Below are 1,935 nucleotides of genomic sequence, written 5' to 3'. Positions count from 1 at the left end.
CGGGCGGTCGCAGTCCCCGCTTCAAGCCGCTGATCTCGTCCGTTCAGAGGAATTCAGTGAAAAATCGAGGTGCCCATTACATCATTATTGATGGGTTAGATGATATATTGAGCTCACGAAGCATTCAGTACAAGTCGCTCTATGCGTTAATACAAGAATCATCCGAATTAAATAATCTATTGTCTAAAAATAATGTCCCGCTAAAATTCATTGTGCTTTGTAGAACCGACCTGTTTGATAAAACCCCTGGTCCAAACAAAAACAAGATAAGAACCCCATTTGCATTTGAGCTCGATTGGTATCACGATCCCAATGAGCCAGGGACATCAATGCTTATCAGAGGCGCAAACCTTCGAGCGAAAAACAGCTTGGGTCGCGATGTCGATGTATTTTCCGAATTTCTACCAAGCTATACACATGATACGCCAACGCGTCAGTATTTTCTAGACATGACACGCCACACCCCTAGAGATTTCTTCCAGCTCCTTTCCTCAATGCAGAGGTACCACACTGGAGGACGAATGACCGAGACCCAGGTTAAGTCTGGCCTTCGAGACTACTCGATAAAGTATTTCCAGCCCGAGATACATGATGAGCTAAGTGGGTACGCAGAGGTTGATGATATCAATTCTTTCTTCGCTGCAGCATCAATTATAGGAAAAAGAGATTTCACCTATGCCGAACTAAGTTCAGCATGGGAAAAAGAGCGTGGACTAGACAGACAAACAACGCTCATTGCACTCTGCAAGGCCATGTTCGATTGCAGCGCTATAGGTCACACATCGCATAGCAACGGGAAAACACGCTATAGCTTCAAGTATAGAAATCGGCTTTCAGTTTTCAGCCAAGGCAGTGGAATAATGATGCACAGAGGGTTGTGGAAAGCAATGAACATTAGCTGATGCGGAAATTAAATTTGCCACATTCGTTCGAACTTCGAACATTGACTTGGGCGGTTTGATTCTTATCAAATCACATGTTTGATTTCAGCTTCTCCTCCCTCTTGCCCGACACGTAGACTTTTTCGCTGCGACTTGCGCGAATGGGTACTTATCATAGATCGCTGCAGTTGCTCTGCCGCAGTGCCGTCAGACGGCTCACCGCCCGACCCGCCTCTAATGGCGAAGCTTTCGCCGCGGAGTAAACGAACGGCAGCTATGGTCTTATTGCGGCAGCCGCCATGCTGCGCCGCCGCAAGTCAGCTTCCCGCCCCTCTCCCCTGCTTACCTTCTACCGCTTCCCCACTCATTCCCTCTGCCCGCGATCTTTCACCCTTTTCTCGTCTGTTTCTTTCCTGATCCTCCACAGTGCGATGACCTTGGCGACGGCTTCGCGCGGCGCGGTGATGGGCTTGAGGTCTGGCAGGAGGACGCGGGCGATCTCGCCGAGATTGCTCCAGGCGGTTTCGATCTCGGCGCGGTCTTTTTCAACTTTCTCCGCTTCGGCCGTGTCAGCATGGCTTTGCATCCGGGACCAGACCGGCTTCATCAACTGGACAAACCGACTATATCCGGACTTCCCGACCCGGATCCGGGCGAGGATGCCTTGGGCGCCCTCGTCATTTGATGCGCCGCGGAATTTCGTCGGCTCCTCTGGCGTGATCAGGCCGGCTTCAAGCGCCTCGGCGGTGGCGGCGAAGGCATCCTGCTCGACGGCCTGAGCATCGAGTTACTGCTGACGCTGCGCCAGGAGCGCGGTCTCGGCGGCCACCTTGTCGACATGCCGGCGGGCGCGGGCTTCGCGGTGCGGCCCTTTCGCGAGGATCGGTTCCGGGAACGGGGTTTGAACCACTAAATCATTTCGGTTTTAACTTGATACATATCCTTCGGCGGTGAAGTAGTTTGAGCACTCGTCAGGCCCGTATAGGTCACAGACCTGACCGATGGCCTTGAACACCTCGGTGAAAGTGCGGGCGCCGATCCTGCGCAGGTGGGC

2 protein-coding genes are annotated in these 1,935 nt (G+C 52.6%); one reads left to right on the top strand and one right to left on the bottom strand.

What is annotated here, in order from left to right; genetic code table 11:
• Positions 1 to 902, top strand: a 902-nt coding sequence (locus ACFSCT_RS16860; protein ID WP_379144740.1) for a P-loop ATPase, Sll1717 family, incomplete at its 5' end; no start/stop codon positions are given.
• 343 nt (positions 903 to 1,245) lie between these two features.
• On the opposite strand, the gene ACFSCT_RS16855 is transcribed toward ACFSCT_RS16860, so the two are convergent.
• The gene (locus ACFSCT_RS16855) at positions 1,246 to 1,491 is read right to left on the bottom strand and encodes a hypothetical protein (RefSeq protein WP_379144738.1); all 246 of its coding nucleotides are present in this window, start codon (positions 1,489 to 1,491) and stop codon (positions 1,246 to 1,248) included.
• Between the last annotated feature and the right edge of the window lie 444 nt (positions 1,492 to 1,935).

Origin of the sequence: Paracoccus pacificus (assembly GCF_042680785.1) — a bacterium.
Taxonomy (GTDB): domain Bacteria; phylum Pseudomonadota; class Alphaproteobacteria; order Rhodobacterales; family Rhodobacteraceae; genus Paracoccus; species Paracoccus pacificus.
This window is presented reverse-complemented; position numbering and strand designations above follow the sequence as displayed.